The sequence below is a fragment of the Myxococcus sp. CA051A genome (assembly GCF_013336705.1).
GTDB classification, from domain to species: domain Bacteria; phylum Myxococcota; class Myxococcia; order Myxococcales; family Myxococcaceae; genus Myxococcus; species Myxococcus llanfairpwllgwyngyllgogerychwyrndrobwllllantysiliogogogochensis.
This window is the reverse complement of sequence record NZ_JABUMS010000001.1, coordinates 842,310-861,085: the sequence shown is the minus strand read 5'-3', so window position 1 is coordinate 861,085 and position 18,776 is coordinate 842,310. Positions and strand designations below refer to the sequence as shown.

General features: G+C 66.9%; 13 protein-coding genes and 1 tRNA gene. 7 read left to right on the top strand and 7 right to left on the bottom strand.

Translation table 11 applies throughout. The features are described 5' to 3' along the window. Nucleotides 1-67: 67 nt before the first annotated feature. From rpoD to HUA74_RS03435, 3 genes are all read left to right on the top strand, one after another. The gene (gene rpoD / locus HUA74_RS03445; protein ID WP_141644122.1) at nt 68-2,185 is read left to right on the top strand and encodes an RNA polymerase sigma factor RpoD; all 2,118 of its coding nucleotides are present in this window, start codon (nt 68-70) and stop codon (nt 2,183-2,185) included. A 98-nt stretch (nt 2,186-2,283) separates the two neighbouring features. Beyond that, nucleotides 2,284-2,718, top strand: coding sequence for an MGMT family protein (locus tag HUA74_RS03440; protein WP_174453405.1), 435 nt, complete (start codon nt 2,284-2,286; stop codon nt 2,716-2,718). Between the two features lie 125 nt (nt 2,719-2,843). Further along, nucleotides 2,844-2,916 (top strand) — tRNA-Ile (locus HUA74_RS03435). Nucleotides 2,917-3,031: 115 nt separating this feature from the next. On the opposite strand, the gene HUA74_RS46340 is transcribed toward HUA74_RS03435, so the two are convergent. From HUA74_RS46340 to HUA74_RS03420, 3 genes are all read right to left on the bottom strand, one after another. Next, nucleotides 3,032-4,921 (bottom strand): Ig-like domain-containing protein, encoded by a 1,890-nt coding sequence (locus HUA74_RS46340; protein WP_174453404.1) that lies wholly within the window; start codon nt 4,919-4,921, stop codon nt 3,032-3,034. 484 nt (nt 4,922-5,405) lie between these two features. Beyond that, nucleotides 5,406-7,235: a S1C family serine protease gene (locus HUA74_RS03425; RefSeq protein ID WP_174453403.1), complete on the bottom strand. Its 1,830-nt coding sequence runs from the start codon at nt 7,233-7,235 to the stop codon at nt 5,406-5,408. A gap of 229 nt (nt 7,236-7,464) precedes the next feature. After that, nucleotides 7,465-8,097 carry a hypothetical protein gene (locus HUA74_RS03420; protein ID WP_174453402.1) on the bottom strand — a complete coding sequence of 211 codons (633 nt, stop codon included), beginning with the start codon at nt 8,095-8,097 and terminating at the stop codon, nt 7,465-7,467. Nucleotides 8,098-8,398: 301 nt separating this feature from the next. Here HUA74_RS03420 and HUA74_RS03415 point away from each other — a divergent pair, with 301 nt between their 5' ends. Then, the gene (locus HUA74_RS03415) at nt 8,399-8,653 is read left to right on the top strand and encodes a hypothetical protein (protein ID WP_141644129.1); all 255 of its coding nucleotides are present in this window, start codon (nt 8,399-8,401) and stop codon (nt 8,651-8,653) included. A 64-nt stretch (nt 8,654-8,717) separates the two neighbouring features. On the opposite strand, the gene HUA74_RS03410 is transcribed toward HUA74_RS03415, so the two are convergent. Further along, nucleotides 8,718-11,942, bottom strand: a complete 3,225-nt coding sequence (locus HUA74_RS03410; RefSeq protein ID WP_174453401.1) for an Ig-like domain-containing protein — start codon at nt 11,940-11,942, stop codon at nt 8,718-8,720. A gap of 421 nt (nt 11,943-12,363) precedes the next feature. Between HUA74_RS03410 and HUA74_RS03405 the strand changes: the two genes are divergently transcribed. The 3 genes from HUA74_RS03405 to HUA74_RS03395 all read left to right on the top strand — a co-directional run bounded on the left by HUA74_RS03405 (nt 12,364) and on the right by HUA74_RS03395 (nt 15,784). Beyond that, the gene (locus tag HUA74_RS03405) at nt 12,364-13,836 is read left to right on the top strand and encodes a triacylglycerol lipase (protein WP_174453400.1); all 1,473 of its coding nucleotides are present in this window, start codon (nt 12,364-12,366) and stop codon (nt 13,834-13,836) included. A 217-nt stretch (nt 13,837-14,053) separates the two neighbouring features. Then, a complete protein-coding gene (locus tag HUA74_RS03400; RefSeq protein ID WP_141645263.1) occupies nt 14,054-14,425 on the top strand; it encodes a hypothetical protein in 372 nt (123 codons plus the stop codon). 144 nt (nt 14,426-14,569) lie between these two features. Then, a complete protein-coding gene (locus HUA74_RS03395; RefSeq protein ID WP_174453399.1) occupies nt 14,570-15,784 on the top strand; it encodes a methyltransferase in 1,215 nt (404 codons plus the stop codon). A 309-nt stretch (nt 15,785-16,093) separates the two neighbouring features. On the opposite strand, the gene HUA74_RS03390 is transcribed toward HUA74_RS03395, so the two are convergent. From HUA74_RS03390 to HUA74_RS03380, 3 genes are all read right to left on the bottom strand, one after another. Next, nucleotides 16,094-16,486: a hypothetical protein gene (locus HUA74_RS03390; protein ID WP_174453398.1), complete on the bottom strand. Its 393-nt coding sequence runs from the start codon at nt 16,484-16,486 to the stop codon at nt 16,094-16,096. A gap of 247 nt (nt 16,487-16,733) precedes the next feature. Further along, nucleotides 16,734-17,279, bottom strand: a complete 546-nt coding sequence (locus tag HUA74_RS03385; protein WP_174453397.1) for a DUF3060 domain-containing protein — start codon at nt 17,277-17,279, stop codon at nt 16,734-16,736. A gap of 190 nt (nt 17,280-17,469) precedes the next feature. Further along, nucleotides 17,470-18,735: a hypothetical protein gene (locus tag HUA74_RS03380; RefSeq protein WP_174453396.1), complete on the bottom strand. Its 1,266-nt coding sequence runs from the start codon at nt 18,733-18,735 to the stop codon at nt 17,470-17,472. Nucleotides 18,736-18,776 lie beyond the last annotated feature (41 nt).

Here is an 18,776-nt window from a genome sequence, read left to right as displayed (position 1 = left end):
TTTGCGGTAGATCGGCCGGCTCGCCCCAGGCCTCAAGCCCCTGAATTTCTTAAGGAGAAGTACCCGAATGCCGACGCAGAAGCCCTCGAAGGCGTCCGTGAAGCCCACCAAGAAGAAGGTGGATCCGGTGATCCGCAAGAAGAAGGCACCGGACAGTCCCGCGGCGAAGGGTGCTGGGGTGAAGGCTGGGACCGAGGAGCAGGAGCCCCTGGAGGCCAAGGAGGCGCCCGCCGAGGTCGAGACGAAGAAGAAGAAGAAGGGCGTCGTCTCCGCGGACGTGGACCCCGAGGAGGCCGCTGAAGAAGCCGCCGCCGCCGTCGAGGTGGACCCGGACGCCGTCGAGGACGACGTCGAGGAGGACCCCGTCGCCGAGCGCAAGGAAGTGAAGGACCTGCTCGCCCAGGGGCGAGAGAAGGGCTTCCTCACCTACGACGAGGTGAATGACGCGCTGCCCGCCGACATCGTGTCGTCCGATCAAATCGACGACGTGATGAGCATGTTCGGCGACAACGACATCGAGATTGTCGATGCGCAGAAGGCTGCTCAGAACAACGAGATCAAGCCCACCGTCACCGTCGAGGAGGAGAAGGAAGACGTCGACGAGGACGAGAAGGACGAAGACGACGAGCCGGGTGGCAAGTCGAACGACCCGGTGCGCCTGTACCTGCGCAAGATGGGCAGCGTCAGCCTGCTCACGCGCGAGGGCGAGGTCGAAATCGCCAAGCGCATCGAAGAGGGCGAGAAGGAAGTGCTGCGCGCCCTGCTCGCCTGCAAGGTCGCCGTCGAGGAGATCCTCGACATCGGCAACAAGCTGAAGACGGCCAAGCTGCGCGTGCGCGACGTCATCAAGGACGCGCCCGAGGAGGCCCAGGCCGAGGGCGCCGAGGAGGCTCCCGAGGAGGTCGGCGAGGGTGACGCCCCGGCGCAGCTTGCGCAGAGCGAGCTCAACAAGATTGAGCAGATCTGCAAGCAGATCGAGCGCTTCCGCAAGTTCGCCAAGGACTGCGACGTCTTGGAAGAGGAGCTCATCTCCAAGAAGAAGCTGACCGAGGTGCGCAAGAAGGAGCTCAAGCAGGAGATGAAGGACCTCCGGACCAAGATGATGGAGGTCTTGGAGGAGATGCGGCTGAACAAGAAGCAGGTCGACCGCATCGTCGTGAATCTCAAGGGGCTCATCGAGCGCGTTGAGAAGGCCGAGGACGAGCTTCGTGATTTGGAGCGCCGCTACGGCATCTCCATGAAGGAGCTGCGCCCGCAGCTGAAGGAGTCGCGGGAGAATCCGAACATCGGCAAGAAGCTGCAGAAGCAGCTCAACCTCACGCCCGAGCAGCTCGAGGTCCTGGACCGCGACGTGCGCACGGCGGTTCGGAAGATCAAGAAGGTGGAGGAGGAGGCCAACCTCCCCGTGGATGCGCTGCGCCGCAACTACGACGCCATCCGCCTGGGCGAGAAGCGGGCCGAGCGCGCCAAGAGCGAGCTGGTGGAGGCGAACCTGCGCCTCGTGGTGTCCATCGCGAAGAAGTACACGAACCGCGGCCTCCAGTTCCTGGACCTCATCCAGGAGGGCAACATTGGCCTGATGAAGGCCGTGGACAAGTTCGAGTACAAGCGCGGCTACAAGTTCTCGACCTACGCCACCTGGTGGATTCGTCAGGCCATTACGCGCGCGATCGCCGACCAGGCCCGCACCATCCGCATCCCGGTGCACATGATCGAGACCATCAACAAGCTCATCCGCACCAGCCGCTACCTGGTGCAGGAGATTGGCCGCGAGCCGACGCCGGAGGAAATCGCGGAGAAGATGGAGCTGCCGCTCGACAAGGTGCGCAAGGTCCTGAAGATCGCCAAGGAGCCCATCTCCCTGGAGACGCCCATTGGCGAGGAAGAGGACAGCCACCTGGGTGACTTCATCGAGGACAAGAGCCTCGTGTCGCCGGCGGACGCGGTCATCAACATGAACCTGGCGGAGCAGACCCGCAAGGTGCTGGCCACGCTGACGCCGCGCGAGGAGAAGGTGCTCCGCATGCGCTTCGGCATTGGCGAGAAGAGCGACCACACGCTGGAAGAGGTGGGCCAGGACTTCGAGGTGACGCGCGAGCGCATCCGTCAGATCGAGGCCAAGGCGCTGCGCAAGCTGCGTCACCCCAGCCGCTCCAAGCGCCTGCGCTCCTTCGTGGAGAGCTGACGCCTTCCTGACGGCTCCATCGTGAGCCGTCACGGGAAGTCCCGAGGCCCCCGCTCCTTCATGGACCGGGGGCCTTCGTGTTTCTAGAGTCGGGCGCCGTGGCGCTCTCCAAGTCCAGGACGACGACGAAGACGAAGTCCCGAGCGGAACCCGAGGCGTCGGCTCCGCCGAAGCGTCCGCCCTTCTCCGAGGCGGTATGGCGCGCGGTGCGCTCGATTCCGCGAGGCCAGGTGCGCTCGTATTCGCAGGTGGCGTTGTACGCGGGACGTCCCGGGGCGGCGCGCGGCGTGGGGCGCGAGATGACGAAGCTGCCTCCGGGACAGGAGCTGCCGTGGTGGCGTGTGACGAAGGCGGGAGGGACGCTGGCGTCCACGGTGGCGAATGAGCAGGCGAAGCGCCTGCGCGCCGAGGGCGTCACGGTGGAGCAGCGTGGGCAGGTGTTCCGGGTGAAGGTGGCCCAGGAGCCCGCGACGCCCGCGAAGCAGCAGGCCTCACGCAAGACGGGCGCTCCCACGTCGAAGCGGAAGCGCTGACGCAAGGCGCGCACAAAGCCTCACGCCGACGCGAGAGGCAGCGTCAAATCAGGGGGCCGAGTGGCGCTTGCCAGCAACGCATGCGCGGGGATATGCCACCGGACACGCGGGTTGTTCACGCATGGGGGCCCTTAGCTCAGCGGTTAGAGCTGTCGGCTCATAACCGATTGGTCCCTGGTTCGAATCCAGGAGGGCCCACTCCCCTTCCCCCGTCAGACGCCTCGGTCAAGCCACCGAGGCTTCGTCTTCTGACAATGGCAGTCATCGGGAAGAAGAGGCCTTGCTTGCGCAAGGCCCCACGGACTCGCCGCGGCTACCTCCACCACAGGAGGGCCAGGCCCGACGCTCCCGGAGTCGATTGCTCCGTCTGCCAATTCGTCAGGGGCTCTCCCCCACGGCCGGCGATGCCCAGGTATCCCGTCACAATCCGTCCACCCGGCTGCTGACCGTTGCCGCCTTCAGTCGCCAGGAGCGTGACGCTGGGATGCGCATATGACGAGCCGCCGCCACCGCCTCCGCCTGAGTAGGTGTACCGGCTGCCGCCACTTCCTCCGCCATACCAACCCGAGCCACCTCCCCCTCCAGAGCCATTCCCCATCCCGCGTCCTCCCAGGTGGCCGGTGGCGACGGGCTGGGCACTGGACTGGCAGGCACGAGACGCCCCTCCTTGCAAAGCGTCTCCCGGAAGCCCCGGCGCCGCACAGGTCACCGGCTCCGGCGGCTGCCGGTTGTTGCTCGGCCCCGCCACACCTCCCGCGTTCTGCATTCCTCCGCCGCCGCCTCCCGCTCCGGACAGGTAGTAGTCATTGAGCCGGCCGTCCTGTCCATTCCCGCCCACGGGGCCTCCACCGCCCCCTGCTCCGCCCAGGGGGTCTTCATCCCTGGAGCAACCACTGCATCCGTCATGTCCTCCGCCGCCGCCTCCCGCCGCCACCAGCATGACCTGCCCGGCACGGAGGACCTGCGAGGCACCACCACCGCCCCCTTGCGAGTCGCCACCGCTCGCGATGCGCAGCTCGAGAGACTCCCCTGGGGTGACCGGGACGCGCGCGTGGAGCCATGCGCCTCCGCCTCCAGGCCCCGGGGCACCGCCTCCGCCCCCCGCCCCCCAGAGCATCAGCTCCGCGACGTGCTTGCCCGGCGGCACCACCACCATCACCGGTTCCCCAGCGGCTCCCCAGATCTGGGCATCCGCGACAACCACGGGTGAAGGGGCGGGCCCCACGCAGATGGAGAGCCGACCCGAGGTCCACGCCCCCCGCGAGTCACGAATGCCCACCGTGATGCGGCAGTTGTTGCAGCCCCTGCTTGGACGCACGGAGGGAGTGAATTGCGCCGTGGCGCGTTCGGCGTCCGTCCAGGTGCCCTCACAGCTCGCGCTCCACTCGTACCGAATCGAGTCTCCATCCGTGTCCGTCACGGCCACCGTCAGCACGGTGGTCTCCGCCACATCCACCCGGCCGCTCGAAGCGGAGATCCGCTGGAGGACAGGCACGTGGTTGAAGCTCGTCTCGACGATGGCGCCAGTCGCACCGGAGAGGACGCTCAAGGACAGCTTCGTGCCGGAAGCCCCGCCTCGCCCGTCGCTGACGGTGAGCGTGAGCTCCGCGGACCCGGCTTGCGAGGGGGCCGTCCAGCGGACCACCCGGCCGGTGGAGCTCGACAGCCCGCCCACGCTGGCCGTCCACGTGTACGTGAGGCTGTCCTCGGGATTGGGGTCACGGGCCACGGCAGTCAAGGTGACCTCGCTCCCCTGCGCCACCTCAGTGGAGGAGACCGCGAGCCCATCAATGACAGGCACCGCGTTTTCGAATGGGTTGGAGGGAAAGACAAACTCCTGCAAGACGATGGCGACCAGGGCCTGCTTTCCGGACTCGATGGTGACATCCGTCACGACACCCTGGTAGCGCCACCAGTGAGTGTTGTCATAGGCCAGGGCCTCAAAGCTGCGCCCGGTGCCCGCGGGGATGCCTTCCAACACTCCCTTCCAGACACCGTCCGTCAGGGTGAGCTCGGCCTCGATGGGCTCCATGTCCGACGCCGAGACGGTCACCGTCACCCGGGTGATTCCCTCGGGCGTCAGGCGCTGACCTTCGGAGACGAGCAACCGCACCGAGCCGGCTGGCTCCGGCTGCGTAGCACTACACCCGGCCGCGAACCCCAACATGAGGGCCAGGGCCGCGAGGACACTTCTTCTGTGCATGGAAGCCTCTTTCGCTTGCCACTCGAGGTGGACAGGCAGAGCGGGCAATCCTTACGCATCCAGCAACATCTGCACTGGCGTGGAGCGCGAATTCGAGGTCACTTTGACTGGCGCTTCACAGTACAAACAACCCGTGGCGGCTTGCTGGTGGAATAGTGACGCTCATCCCAGGACTCACCCTCGTTGCCTGTGCTCAGATTGAGTCACTTGGTCCTTGGATGAAGGTCGGCGGAACGGTCTTCGCAATGGTTGGCGGCATACGGTCGCGGGCATTGCCACGCAGGAAGACAATGGGGTCGAGGAGCACCGTCGCCGGAGGTAAGCACCAAGGAAAGCTGGGCGCGCTGAGGAGCGGGGATGGACGTGAGCTGCCTTGAAGGTCCTGAGCCCACCGCGAAAGCGCCAGCAGACCCCTCCGACCTCGTTCCGGCACCTGCCACGGACATGGCGACAGGTGCGAAAGCGGAGCCCCAGGCCCCAGGGCCTACCGCCGCCACTCCGGGGGAACGTTCTTCTCCACGGCGTAGCGCTCGAGTTCGGCGAGCTGCTGGCTCGCCAGCTTCAGCTCCGCCTCCACTTCCAACTGGCGCTTTGCCACCGGCTTGCCGGAGGACTCGTCCTTGCGCAGACGCGCGCGCTCCTCCTCGAAGCGGGCGACACGCGCGCGGGCCTTGCCGAAGGACGTGCGCCACCGCTCCTCCTCCTCCCGTGTGCGATTCCCCGCCAGCCTCTGCTTGAAGCGCTCCCGCTCCCAGCGCTGGATGCCCGCGGGGTTCCGGGTCCACGTCTCACGGGCTTCCCTGACGTCCTTGAGCGACACCTCGATGCGCTCCTCGTTCTCACCACTTCCCTGCCCTGACTTCAGCCAGGCCGTGCCGACCTCTGGGAGCGAGCAGGTCTCGACGGGCAGCCGCGCCCCACCGATGTGGATGCCCAGGGTGAGGCCTCGCGAGAGGAACCAGCGCAGCCGCCGCGAGTCCTCCTGCGCCGCCAGCGACTGGCTCAGCGGCCGCCAGTCCTCGAACTCCAAATCCAGCGTGCACGTCTTCCCCTCCGCCTCCAGCTCCATGCGGCGCTTCACGGCCGTGGGTGGCGAGTCGAACCGCTCGACGACCAGCACGATGAGCCCCAGCCCGTCGACCCGCTGCACCGAGAGGACCACCTGCTGCTCGGTGTCCACCTGGAAGCGCCGCACCTCGCGCTCCTCGTCGCGCGCCACGCGCTTGAGCAACTGACTCCAGCGCTCCGTGGACTCGGGCGTGGTGGGCACGGAGACGAGCTTGCTCGCATAGGCGATGGGCAGCGCCAGCCCCAGCCCATCCGCGTTCTCGATTTTCATCGAGACGACGCCGACCACCTCGCCGCGTCCGTTCAACAGCGGTCCGCCACTGTTGCCCGGATTCACCGAGGCATTGAACTGCACATAGCCAGTGCCCAGGTACTGCCGGCCCACGAAGCCCACCTTCCCTTCGTGCACGGTGAAGTCCAGGCCCTTGGGGCTGCCGATGAAGACCAGCGGGTCCCCGGGCTCCAGGCGCGTGACGTCCCCCAGTGGCAACGGGACTGCCTTCGCGCCCACGACGCGGACGGTGGCGAGGTCCAGGTCCACGTCACTGGCGACCGTCTCACCGAGCAGCTCCCGCCCGTCCGCGAGCACCGCCGTCATCATCTTGCCCGGCGGACACACCACGTGCTGGTTGGTCAGCACCAGCTCGGAGTCCACGAAGAAGCCAGAGCCCGTCTTGCTCCCACACCGCAGCGTCAACGTGCTCGGGCCGGCGCGGCGTGAAATCTCCGCGGTGGAGAGAGCCGAGGGCACGGGGGCCGCCTCGCCCGGAGTGTCTTCACCCGTGGCGAGGGCCAGGACATTCGAGCGCGTGCGCTCGAAACGCGGAGAGCGAGCCATCCAGATGCCGCCCACCAACCCGACCAGGACGCAGGCACCCACGAGCGCCCTCAGGAGTCCACGCGAGGACTCCTGGACGGGCACCACCGACTCCACGAACGGCCGCAAATCCGCGCGGGCGCCCTGGGCGCGCAGCACCTCCAGGAGCTTCTCCGCGAAGGCGCGAAAGACGCCACGCGCCAGGGGAGCCCCCGCCGTCGCGAGCAGGGTTCGCGCCTCGGAGAACGAGGGCGCGGGAGGGCCCAGCAGCGAGATGGCCCGGGCCAACGCGAAGCGCGTCCGCTCGTCAGCCACCGCGTCCCGCAACACGACGTCCACCCGGAGGCTGGCGCCGCACACACAGCGCGCCACGCTCCCCGCATCCGGAGCACCACACCGGAGGCACCTCTGCTCGACCGACTCCGACATTCCCGCGCTCCCCCTGCAACGACCCTGGTTCCTGGCACCCGTGCGTCACCCGCGAGGACCGGGTCACCCCTCGGCTGCTCCCATCATCATGCCTCCGAACGCGCGTGGAGTCCCAGCCCACCCACATCAGCCCCCGCGCCAGGGCCCGAACCCCAACCCGACAACCTCGCCCGAGCAAGCCTTCAAGCCCGGGCATCGAAATCCGAGGAACGGGTCCGGCGGCCTCCTGTCAGACGTTGCTCTCGACGAAGCCCTTTTTACGCAGCTTCGCGATGAGCGCGTCCGCCGCGGCGCGGGCCTGCTTCGCGTCCTTGAACGCAGTGCGCTTGCCGCGCCCCGGCTCGCCCAGGCTGCCCGCACGCACCCAGAGCTCGCTGCCCACCAGCGCCACGCCTCGAAAGTCCGTCTCCGTGTCCACGAAGAGCCGCTCCTTGTCGGGGCGCGCGGCCCGCGTCGCCTTCGCGCGCGACAGTGGCCGGATGGACGAGACAGGCTTGACGGCCCACACCTGGTAGCGAACGCGAATCTCCGGCTTCGGGCCATACCGGAACAGCACGCGCCAGCGGCCCCCTCCTGTGGATTCAAAGACAGCCTCGCCCCAGGACTTGAGGCCAGTGGTGGGTGACTTCGGCAGGAACGACTCCAGCGTCTTCAAGAAGACCAGATAGTCTTTCTCCTGCTTCACATAGCCAATCAGCCGCGTCCCCTCCGGCAGCGACAAGTCGAGGTCTCCCCAGGCCGTGCGCCTCACCAGGGCGAGGTCGAGGAACACGTTATTGCCCAGCAGGGGCGCGCACTTCTTCCAGAAGTCCGCGCTGATGCGCACGTTGCGGGCCCCCAGAAGCGTGGTCGAATCACTCATGTCTCTTCCATAGCATGGCCGAGCACCGACACATTCGTCTCCACGAGGTGTTTCGCTCCCTGGAGAGGGTTCGCGGGAAAGGCAGGAGCCGCATCCCCATGGACAGCTGAGCCATCCCTCACTTGAAGCCAGGCACTTCTTGGAAGCCACTCGGGCCGAGGGACCTCCGGCGCCGCCAGTTCCCACACATCCACTGACGTGGGGTGGACAATGGGCGCAACGCGTCAGAAGGGTGGCGCTTGACCCAAGCCCAGGGCCCGCAGTTGGATTCGAGGGCTACAACTGCAACGGGGTTTCCAACATGATTCTTCGTGTACTGGCACTCGCAGCGCTCGTTTCCATCGTTGGCTGTGGCGGAGCAGAAGTCCCGGAGGGCACTGAGACTGGCGCCCTTCCCGAGCAGGAAGTGTCCGCGCAGGCCGCCACCTGCGAGTCCCTCCAGGGCAAGGTCTGCAGCCCGGACCGGGAGATTGGCTGTACCTTCGCCAACGGCACCCCGGGTTATTGTCTCTGCCAGGCCATTCCGCACAACAGGTGGGTCTGTCTGACCGACTGAGAATTTACGGCCGGGCCTGGAAAAAACTCTCCGGGCCCGGCCGCCTGCCTGGGGTTCAGGACACCTAATGACAATTCAGGACGACGTCCTGCGTCGAGGCGGTGTCCACATAGCAGATGCGGCTGAGCGAAGACTCGTTGCCCCAGGTGTCTCGCGCCGAGATAGAGAATGGGAGGTCACTCTGGACCGGGGCTGTGCCAGCGATGTTCCACACGTATGCGTAGGGGGCTACAGGCAGCGTCACGGTGAAGCCTCCAATCAGGCCTCCGCTCAGGGTCACCGACTGCACACCGTGCGAGTCGCTCACCGCACCCGCCGACACCAGATACGCGCGACGTGAGCCCTGGACGCTGAAGTTGAACGTCGGGCCCGTGTTGTCCGCGATCACCGTCCGGGTCTCCGGGCTGCTGGCGAAGCCCGCGTTGTCCGAGCACTGAAACAGCACGATGTAATCGCCGTCCGTGCGCGAGGTGGTGTCGACGACGAACTCGTACGGCGCGGTGGTGTCGGACTGGAGGATGACGCCATTCTCGCGCATCTCCACGTGGTGGACTCCCTCCGGGTCGTTGCACGCCACGGTGAACTTCGGCTTCTTGGGTTGGGTGTCGTTGCGCGTGATGGAGACAATCACCGGCACGGAGTTCGACTTGACGAACGAGGCCACGAAGTTGGCCGTGTTGCTGCAACGGTCCTGCGCCAGCGCCTGGAACACGTGCGTTCCAGACGCCATCTCCGAGCCGAACGTCAGCACGTAGCCCGGCGTGGTGGGCTGGGCGACCAGGGTGCCGTCCACGAAGAGCGAGTATGGGTACTGGATGCCACACGTATCAGTGACGTTCGCGCTGAGCGTCATCGTGGTGCCCAACTGGGACGCGCTGAACGTCACGGCGGGCGGAGTGCTGTCGAGCGGCGCGGCCCGGGTCGCGACACCCTTGTTCCCGAACGCGTCAGTGACCTCGACAATCAGGTTGTGCGCCAGCCCGTCGGTCGGTGAGTAGCTGGCGGAGTAGGTCGTCGCGGAGTTCGTCCTCGTGGCGAACACCACTCCGTCCACCTTGAAGTCCACCCGGGTAATCACGGATGCATCACTCACGGAAGCGTTGACGGTGAACGGCGGCCCGGAGGAGCTCACGGCCATCGACACCGACGGCGGTGTGTTGTCGACCCTCAGCGTGTGCGTGAGCGTCGTCACGTTACCGGCCGGGTCGGAGACCTTGATGCTCAGCGGGTAGGTACCATCGGCCCAGGTGGTGGTGTCGAACTGGTGCTCGAACGGCGGCGCCATGAGCGAGACAATCAACTGTCCGTTCCGGATGAAGTCGACCGAGTCAATTCCCGAAGCATCGTTCGCGGTGATCAAGAACCACGGCTGCTTCAGCGAGCCCGTGACGGTGAGCGACGCGGTGGGCGGCGTCCGGTCCAGCGTCACTGTCACGCTTTTGGTCACCTGATTGTTCCAGAGGTCCCATGCTTCGAGAACAATCGTATGGGGCCCCGTGGAGAGCGCGCCCGCGGGGATGAGCTGGGTGAACTGAAAGCTTGGGAGCACGACCGTTTGCACGCCGCCGTCGACCACGAGGCGCGGAGCCTGGCGGGCCTGATTGGGAGCCTCCGCGTCGGTGATCGTCCCAGTGCACTCGATGTCCGAGCCGCGCTGCCGGCAGGACAGCGTCGCCTGCGGCGGCTGGTTGTCCGGCACCGCGCCGACGTTGATCGCCGCGAAGGCAGAGGCGACCGCGCGCATCTTCGTCGAGGAGGAGGCGCCGTCAATCACCCCGGCCGCCATGAGCGCGGCGTCTCGGGCCTGGGCGTAGTCCGCCCCGACCGGGAGCGCCTCCACCGTGCGGGTCCAGATGACCGCCGCGGTGGACGGCCCGATGCCCGTGAAGCCCTCGGAGACCCTCGGGCAGTTCCAGGGCCCCGGAGACTGGCCCTGCGCCAGCGGCTGACAGCCATAGGCCAGGAGCAGGAACATCCGGTCGATGGGCCCACAGCTCTCGTGCTCATCCCAGTTGACGAGGTCCGGGGTCCACTCCGGATTGGAGGGCGTCAGGAGGCTGCGTCCTGCAACTCCGGTGTCCTCGCCTATCGTCAGATTGGCGGGGCGCAGGAGCACCTGGTCAATCTCATTCAGGGGGCGCCGTTTGAGGGTGTCGCGCCCCAACTCGGTGAAGAAGCCCATGATGTCGCCGGTGCCCTCATTGAGGGCAGCAATCTCCCCGGACGCCCCGGAGCCCAGGCTCGGATCCCCCCACACCTCACGCATGAAGAAATCGTGGGTGATTTCGTGGGCGACGATGTCGGTGGTCGCGAGGTGGACGAGCGTCGTCACCCCCGTCGGCGCCGGATAGGTCTCATAGCCAATCAAGACCCTTGGGTCATTGCTGCTCGCGATGTAGCCCGCGTTGTCCCATGGATAGTGCATCTTGAATTCCATCGGGGGGAGCGCCTTGGACCCCGTCCGGCCGAGGAAGTACTCGAACATCGTCGACGTCATGTTCGAGGCGAAGAAGGCGTCGACCGCGGCGGTCTCTCCGTTCGTGCTCCGAGCCTCGGAGGTGACGTTGAACAGCGCGCCATCTCCGAAGGACGCATCGGGGCTCGAGTAGTCGAGATAGGAAATGGTGCCGTCGCCGTTCGGGCGCGTGGCGAGGAATGTGTTGCCCCGCTTGTCCTCGAGCTTGTACAGCGCCTTCGCCGTGTTGACGACGACCGAGAAGGTGTTGGTGCCGGAGTAGCGCCCCTTCAAGGACGCGTTGGCGTAGGTGACGTGTACCTCCGCCGGAGCCACCCGCAGGACCTTGCCCGAAAGCGCGTCTACCTCGCCCACCCACTCACGCGGAAAGGCCCAGAGAGAGCCCGGGCCACCGGTGGAGAGCGTCAGTCGGTAGATGGGCGTCAGCTCGGTGATGACACGCTCATACTGCGTCGCATCGTGAGAGCCCACCACCGGCACACCCGGCTTGAGCCGCCGCTCCTCGTGCGGACGCAGCATCAGCTCTCCGCCGCGCAACACCGTCCCAGTGGGGTCGCCCAGCGCCGAGAGGGCCGCCGCCTCGGCCTCGCCCCGGGTGACGCGCGCCTGGGTTTCGACCTTCGCCGTGGGCTCGACGCGAACCGGGGTGACGCGGGTCTTCCCGTTCGCGGTCTTCGCGCCCACGCCCCACACGGGCAGCTCGTCGACACGAAGCTGGTGGTACGTGTCGTCCCCTTCCTTCCGGGGCACCACGGACATCTCGCGCAAATCAAAGCCGCGTGCCGTCAACTCGCGCTCGACCTCGAGACGCACCGGAGTCTTCACTGATTCGCTCGCGGACTCTCCGCACGAAACAAGTAACACCGCGCCAGCCAGCACTCTCAAGAACCGCTGCATGGACATCCCCCTCTGTCTTGGTTTGCTTACATGAAAACAGTGCCCCCGCAAATCGTGAACATGTGTTCTCGTTAGCCGCCCTCCTCGTCCCGTCAACTCCACTCCCGCCCGAGCGGATGGATGAACTCATCTGGGATTGAAAGCTCACGTCGGATGACTTCGGGATACATCGTCAGCCTGGACACAGGTTCCGATACCGCGCGCCGTCAGCCCCAGCATCAGCGTCTGGCGGCCCATTCCGATTCTCGTGGATTTCCAGGTAAACCTGTTCAGGCCCCGCTGTTTGTCCTATGCTCGCGGGGAGGGCTCGCAACTCCTTCTCAATCCAGGACATCCCATGCTGGTTTCCCAGCCACCGCCACCCCCGACCACCAGTCCCCTCGCTGCCCGCGCGCTCTTCCTGGCGATGCTCGTGCTTGCCGTCGGCATGTCGGCCTGCCTCTCGGAGGACAAGGGCACAGGGAGCACGGAGCAGTGGCGCGAAGGGATGTCGACCGAAGACGAGGAGGAGCCCGAGGTCTGCGACGAGTGTGACGGAGGCGCTGACGCCGGGGACGCTGGAGATGCGGGTGACGCCGGAGACGCCGGCTGTCCTCCTCCTGAGCAGGAGTTCACTGAGACAGCCACCTGTGACGACGACGCAGGCACCGATGCGGGTTCCAACACAGGTTCGGACGGCGGTGGCGGTGGTGGTTCAGACGCGGGTTCGGACGGAGGCGCCGACGCGGGCTCGGACGCAGGGCGGGATGCGGGGACGGGGCCTGTCGTGGACGCGGGCGCCGACGCAGGGACCGACGCGGGCGCCACCCTGGCCGAGGGGCCGCCAGTGCAAGCCTCCTTCGCGCCCCAGGCCGCGCCTGCTCCAACCCCCGTCTTGAATCCCACGCCGACCACGGCGGGTGACCGGACGAATGGCGCGGAGCGGTCACGGATGCGCGCGCGCTGTGGCATGTGCGAGCTGCGACCCAGAGGGCCCATCGATCCGAACAAGGTGCCCTACATCTCCGTGCATGGCATCGGTGCCGGGCCCGAGGTGATGGACCCGGCCATCAACAACTTCCCGTCCAATGCGCAGGTCTACGACTTCTTCTACCCGGACAACCGGCACCCCATGGAGACGGCGGACTGTCTGCGCAACGCCATCGTTCAGGCGCGGGGAGCGCACTCGGGGACGACCGTGCAGGTGGTGGCGCATTCACTCGGCGCAATCATCGCGACGGGCGCGGACCACTCGCTCGCGGACGAAGAATGGATGCCGACGGAGGTCCCCACCACCTGCGGGTTCATGAAGAAGGTGCGCGGCCGGCATCGCAAGGGCTTCGTGCTCGAACCGGCGCCCAGCCCGAGTCAGCTCGACCTCCGGATGACGCTGATCGACCCCGTCTTCCAGGGGTTCACGGATGCTCCGCTGATTGTCTCCGACTGCGTGCCCGGGCCGGGAGACCTCACCGCGGGCAGCGCGCTCATGCAGACGCTGAACACCCGGCCCACGTTCTCCAGGCAACGCAGGGTGTTCTATGCCAACCACCCGAATGATGACAAAGCCCGTGACCTCACCGAGTTCGATGACGCGGACCTCGAGCTGATCTGCAAGGCGATCCGAGGGGAGACCGTGCGCACCCGGAAGTTCGGCCTCATCAACGCGTGGAACGCCGTCAAGAACCTGCGGGCCGGTCCAGGAGGGAAGAAGCTCAAGGACGCCCTGGGCTGCGGCGGCTGCTCCGCGGCGCGCATCAAGGAGCTCGCCGGGCAGGTGGCACCCCGGTTGCCAGGCGACCACACAAAAGTCATCGAAGAAGTCACCTTCTGACCCCACCTGGGACACATCAAGAGCGCGCCGCGCCATCCACCTCGCCCTGCGTGCGCGCGCCAGTTCCCACCTCATCCCACGCTCGAACGCGAACAGGCGGTGAGGAAGAAATCCCCCTTCGCACGTTATCTCGCGAGGAAAGGCAGAGACGCTTTCCGGAGCCCCACACCCAGCCTGGGTGCGGAGGCCTCAATCCACAGCACAAGGGGACAACACCATGAAGCGAGCGTCCATCGTTGTTTCGGCGGTGATGATGTCGGTCGGGTTTTCCAGCACGGCCCTGGCGGCCCCCATCACCGTGAATGGCTACGTCTGCGCGGCGAAGTACACCCGGCAACCCAATGTCGTCTACGGCCAGGGCTACGTGGTCGTGCAGGTGAACACCGGGGCGAACTGCACGGGGAGCTTCGTCGGCAGCTATTACTATCTGGGCTCGGGTGCCTCGTCCGCCGGCTACCAGTACAGCGAGGCCGAGCGCCTGGGCCTGTTCGAGCGCGCCACCCAGGCCGCCACCCAGGGCACGCAGGTCACCCTGTACGTGGAAGGCGCGGGCATCGGCATCCTCGACACCACCTACCGCGGCGACTGACGGCGGCCGGGCTTTCGCGCTCGCCTCCGACGAGGAACAACGCCTGGGGGCGAGCGTGCGCCCATGCGTTGCCGAGCACGGCTGCCGAGGGAGGGCCCTCGTCATCACCCACGGGCGGAGCAGCGGCGCATAGGATGCGCCGCCATGGACTTCCAGGCGCGACTCGAGGCGCTCACGCACCTGCTCAGGCCCTGGTCCCCACTCTGGTCCCGCTCCATCCTCCAGGGCTGGCCCGAGTCCGGCGCCGCCTATCCCGAGGACTGGCTTGCCTATGCCCGGTCGCTCGATGAAGCGGGCGAGCGGCGGCTGGACCAGGGGGTGCTCGTGGGCGTCCCTCCTCCGTCCCTGGGCGCGCTCCTCGGCGCACTCCAGGAACTGACGGCGCTGCCCTGGCACGAGGGCATTCATCCGCTGACAGTCGCGCAGACGCAGGGACTCAGCGCCAAGAAGACCCACGAACTCGAGCGGGTGCTCGCCCTGCTCGCGCCGAGAACGCGCTTCATCCACCATGCGGTCGATATCGGCGGCGGCATGGGACATCTCGCCCGCCTCTGTGCGCGGACGTTCGGGTGGACCTTCCACAGCATCGACCGGGACGCCGCGCTGCAGGACAAGGGCCGGCGGTGGTTGACGAGAACCAATACCCCGGTCCGGGACACCCTGTCTTTCATCCAGGCCTCCGTCGAGGACGGACTCCAACCGCGAATCGACCCGCTCTTCTCCGGCCTGGACCGGGCTTCTATCGGCCTGCACACCTGCGGGCCGCTCGCCCTCACGCAGCTCCGCAAGAGCCAGGGGGCGGGCTTCGTCCTGAACATCGGCTGCTGCTACGACAAGCTGGAGGTCCCTCGGGACTACCCCGTGTCCGGCTTCGGGGGCGCGCACCCACTGCCCTTCACCTCGCACGCCCTGGCGCTGACGACGCGGGGACGGCATCACAAGACCGAGGTGGAGTTCGCGCGGATGAAGCGGGTCTACGCGTGGCGCTTCGCGTTCGATCTCCTAGCGAAGCGGCACTTCCCCGAGCGCGGCTTCGTGAGGGCCGGGGACGCGCCCCGAGCGCTCTATGACGGCCCCTTCGCCGTCTACGCACTCGACCGTCTGGAGCGCCTGGGCCTCGACCCCCGCATGACGGACGCCGAGCTGAATGCCTTCGAGGTGTCCGTTCGCGCCGAGACGCGGGAGCTTTTGCTCTGCCATCTGCTGAGGGACCGCTTCGCGAGGGCGTTGGAAGTCGTGCTCCTGCTTGATCGCGCAATCCTCCTGGAGGAGCTGGGCTTCCAGGTCGAACTCCTCCAGCTCTTCGATCGGCGCCTGTCTCCGCGCAACCTCGCGCTCATCGCGTCGCGGAGCGCTTGAGCACGGGCCGGGCCCCGTGGGAAACGCCTGTCCAGGCCGCCCTCCCACGAGGGGCACCGCGGGGGCCTGGACAAGCTCACCTCGAGCCGCTCACAGTCCGTCGTGGTAGCAGAAGCCGTAGGTGCGGTCGGTCGGTCCACCCATGCACGGGACTCAACGGCAGACGCGCGGACTTGTCGCGAGCGTATTTACCAATCTGTCAACTTTGTCCTATTTTCCCCGCATGACATGACTGCACGTATGATTGGCGTCACGCGCGGCGTGGGCCGCGCGAATCCCTCGCGCGACCCCGCTTTAGCCAGACACGGACTAGCAGTTCTGCCTGCAGGGCGGCGGGGGGCCGACAGGCGGAGGGCTCCCGGCAGGAGGCGTGTTGATGCTGCTGTGGCAGGTGTAGAGCTGCAGGTCAAAGCAGTACTGGCGGTAGTACTGGGCTGACGCTCCGGAGCCATACATATACTGGGAGCAGTTCCAGAAGCTCCACTTGTACGGCGTCCCGCTCGGACAGCTCGAGTCCAGCCACCCACCGCTGCCGTAGTCGCGACAAGCACCCTGGTACGTCCCGGGCTGACACACGTTCTGCTCCACCTCGCCCACTTCCACCGTCTCGGCGGACGCCTCGTCCATCGGCGCTCCACCACAGGCAGAGGCGCCCAACCACATCGCCCCCAGGAACAACGGCCGCATGACTTGCTTCAACATGGATTGACCTCTTGGATTGTCAGCCCTGCCGTGACCCTTTCGGCGGCAGGTAGAGGCCACTCTGCTTGTCGTGCTGATTAACCGGGATTAATCACAATTAAATGTGACGATTGCCAGGCCGGTCCGGCGGGCGAAGACCGCGCCACCCTCGCGCCTGAATGAAGGCAGGCGCGGCCTCGGGCCATCCCCGTGGGAACGGGAGGTGGGGCGAAGGTCTGCCGGCCCCACCTCCTCGCGACGTCCCGGCTCAGCGCGCCTGGGCGATGCGGTTGTTGGTTCCGGTGTTGCTGACGCGCGGCTTCTTGCCCTTCTCCGCGCCCTGCTTCCAGGAGACCTTGTTGCCGCTGCCCGTCGTCTCGATGCGGTGCGCGGTGTGGACCACGACCTGATTGTCGCTGCCCGTCACCTCGACGAGCTCGCAGGTCCCCGTCAGGGTGACCTTGTTGTCGGAGCCGACAATCTCCACCTTGCCCCCGTCGGCACAGTCGTGCGTCACAGTGCGCTCGGAGTCCACCAGTTCGAGCGAGCCGCTGCGCCGCGACGACGTGTCAGCTTCGTCGTCATCGTCATGCGCCATGGCGCCATCGACCTGGACGTCGACGCCTCCGCCCGAGCGGACCCGTGTCGTTCCGCCGCGCGTCTCGACGGTATTCCCCTGCGCCTTCACCTTCACGCTTCCGTCCTTGCCGACCTTGACCGACGCGGCCTCGTCCTCATCCTGGGCACTGGCCGTCATGGACCCCAGGACACATGCGATGACGATGAAGGCCTTCGATTTGAATGGGTTGTGCATTGCGGTGGACCCCTTGAGTGGCTGGATGCGCAATGTACGCAACGGCGTCGCGGAGATTCAAAATCCCCGCGACATATCGCGCGACAGTCCAGTGGATTGCAGTGGTCCTTCATCTCGGCACATGCAGCGGAGGGGCATGGCGAACCTGGCGGACCTCGACCCGGAGTGGCGGGCGTGATGCCCCGTGTCCCTAGGCCTTCGCGAGGACGGGGCCGAGCACCTTCAGCAGCTCCTCGGGCGCCTCGGACACCCAAGCGGGCGGAATCTCCACGTATTCGTCACGCAGCACCTTCACGAGGCGGTCCGCCAGCGCGCGGTCCTCCGGCCATGCGGGGACGAGGTACTCACGGACCAGCAGCTCCACCGTGGCCGTCTGCCGCCAGATGACCTGGGACAGCCGCTCGAGCACCCCGGGCGGCTCCACCTTCATGCCTCGCGCCAGGGCGTGGTACGCGGCCGGGTCCTCCACCCTCGACAGGCAGGCGTAGAGCCGCCCGCGCACCGCGTCGTCCTGCTCCGCTTCCAGCCCGGAGAAGAGCAGCGGCCGAGTCTTCTCCGGCCAGTGATTGAAGAGCACCTGGTACAGCGCGCTCCGCACCGGGGCGAACCGGGGTCCCCCATTCTCCGGGGCCCGCAGCGCGGCCACGAGCTGCTCGAAGGCCTCGGGAGTATCCACGAAGGTCTCGCTGCCATACGCGGCGCGGACCATGACGGGGGCGTCCTGGACGCTGTCCATGCGCGCCTTCAGCGAGCCCGTGGTGAAGGGCTGCTGGGGGTCCCGCTTCGAGCCGCCCCGGGTCCGCACCTTCTTCGGACAGGGCTCGAAGGTCTCCGACGCCGGAGTGCCCACCGCCGAGCGCATGAGCTTCCGCACCTCGCCGTCCTCCACCCAGGGGTAGAGCGGCGCCAGGACGACCCCTTTCTTCCGCTCCAGCGTGGCCACGTAGTAGTGCCCGGCGATGTCCACGAGGACCTGGAACCGGTCGGGTTCGAGCACCGCGGCGATATGCGCCAGCATCCGCAGTGCCTTCGGGAGTTCGAAAAAGCGCTCGGGCAGGCGCAGCAGGTGCTCCTCGGCGGAAGCATCCTTCGTCGTGCCGTCGAAGAGGTCGAGCAGGCTGTCCGCGCCGACGGAGAGCGGAACCTGGGCCTCCTCCCCTTCAGGCACCGAGAACCCGACCCGCTCATCCTCCTTCAAGGACCAGCAGACCTCCGCCTCGTCGAGTTCATCATCAGATGCCAGGAGCACGCCGTGCTCGAACTCCCAGAACGTGTCCTGGAGCACCACGCAGATGAGCGCCTCCGGAAAGTCATCCAGGGCGGCCAGCAACACCTGCTCCACCTTCTCCTTCTCGTGAAGGTCCGGGCCCGCGGTGATGCCGTGCCTCTGGAGCGTTGGCCGCACCTCTTCCGAGGCCTCGCAGCCACGAATCTTCACGTAGTCGACGTGGGACATGCCGGGAGGATAGCCCCGGCGCCATCACGGTGACACGGGGC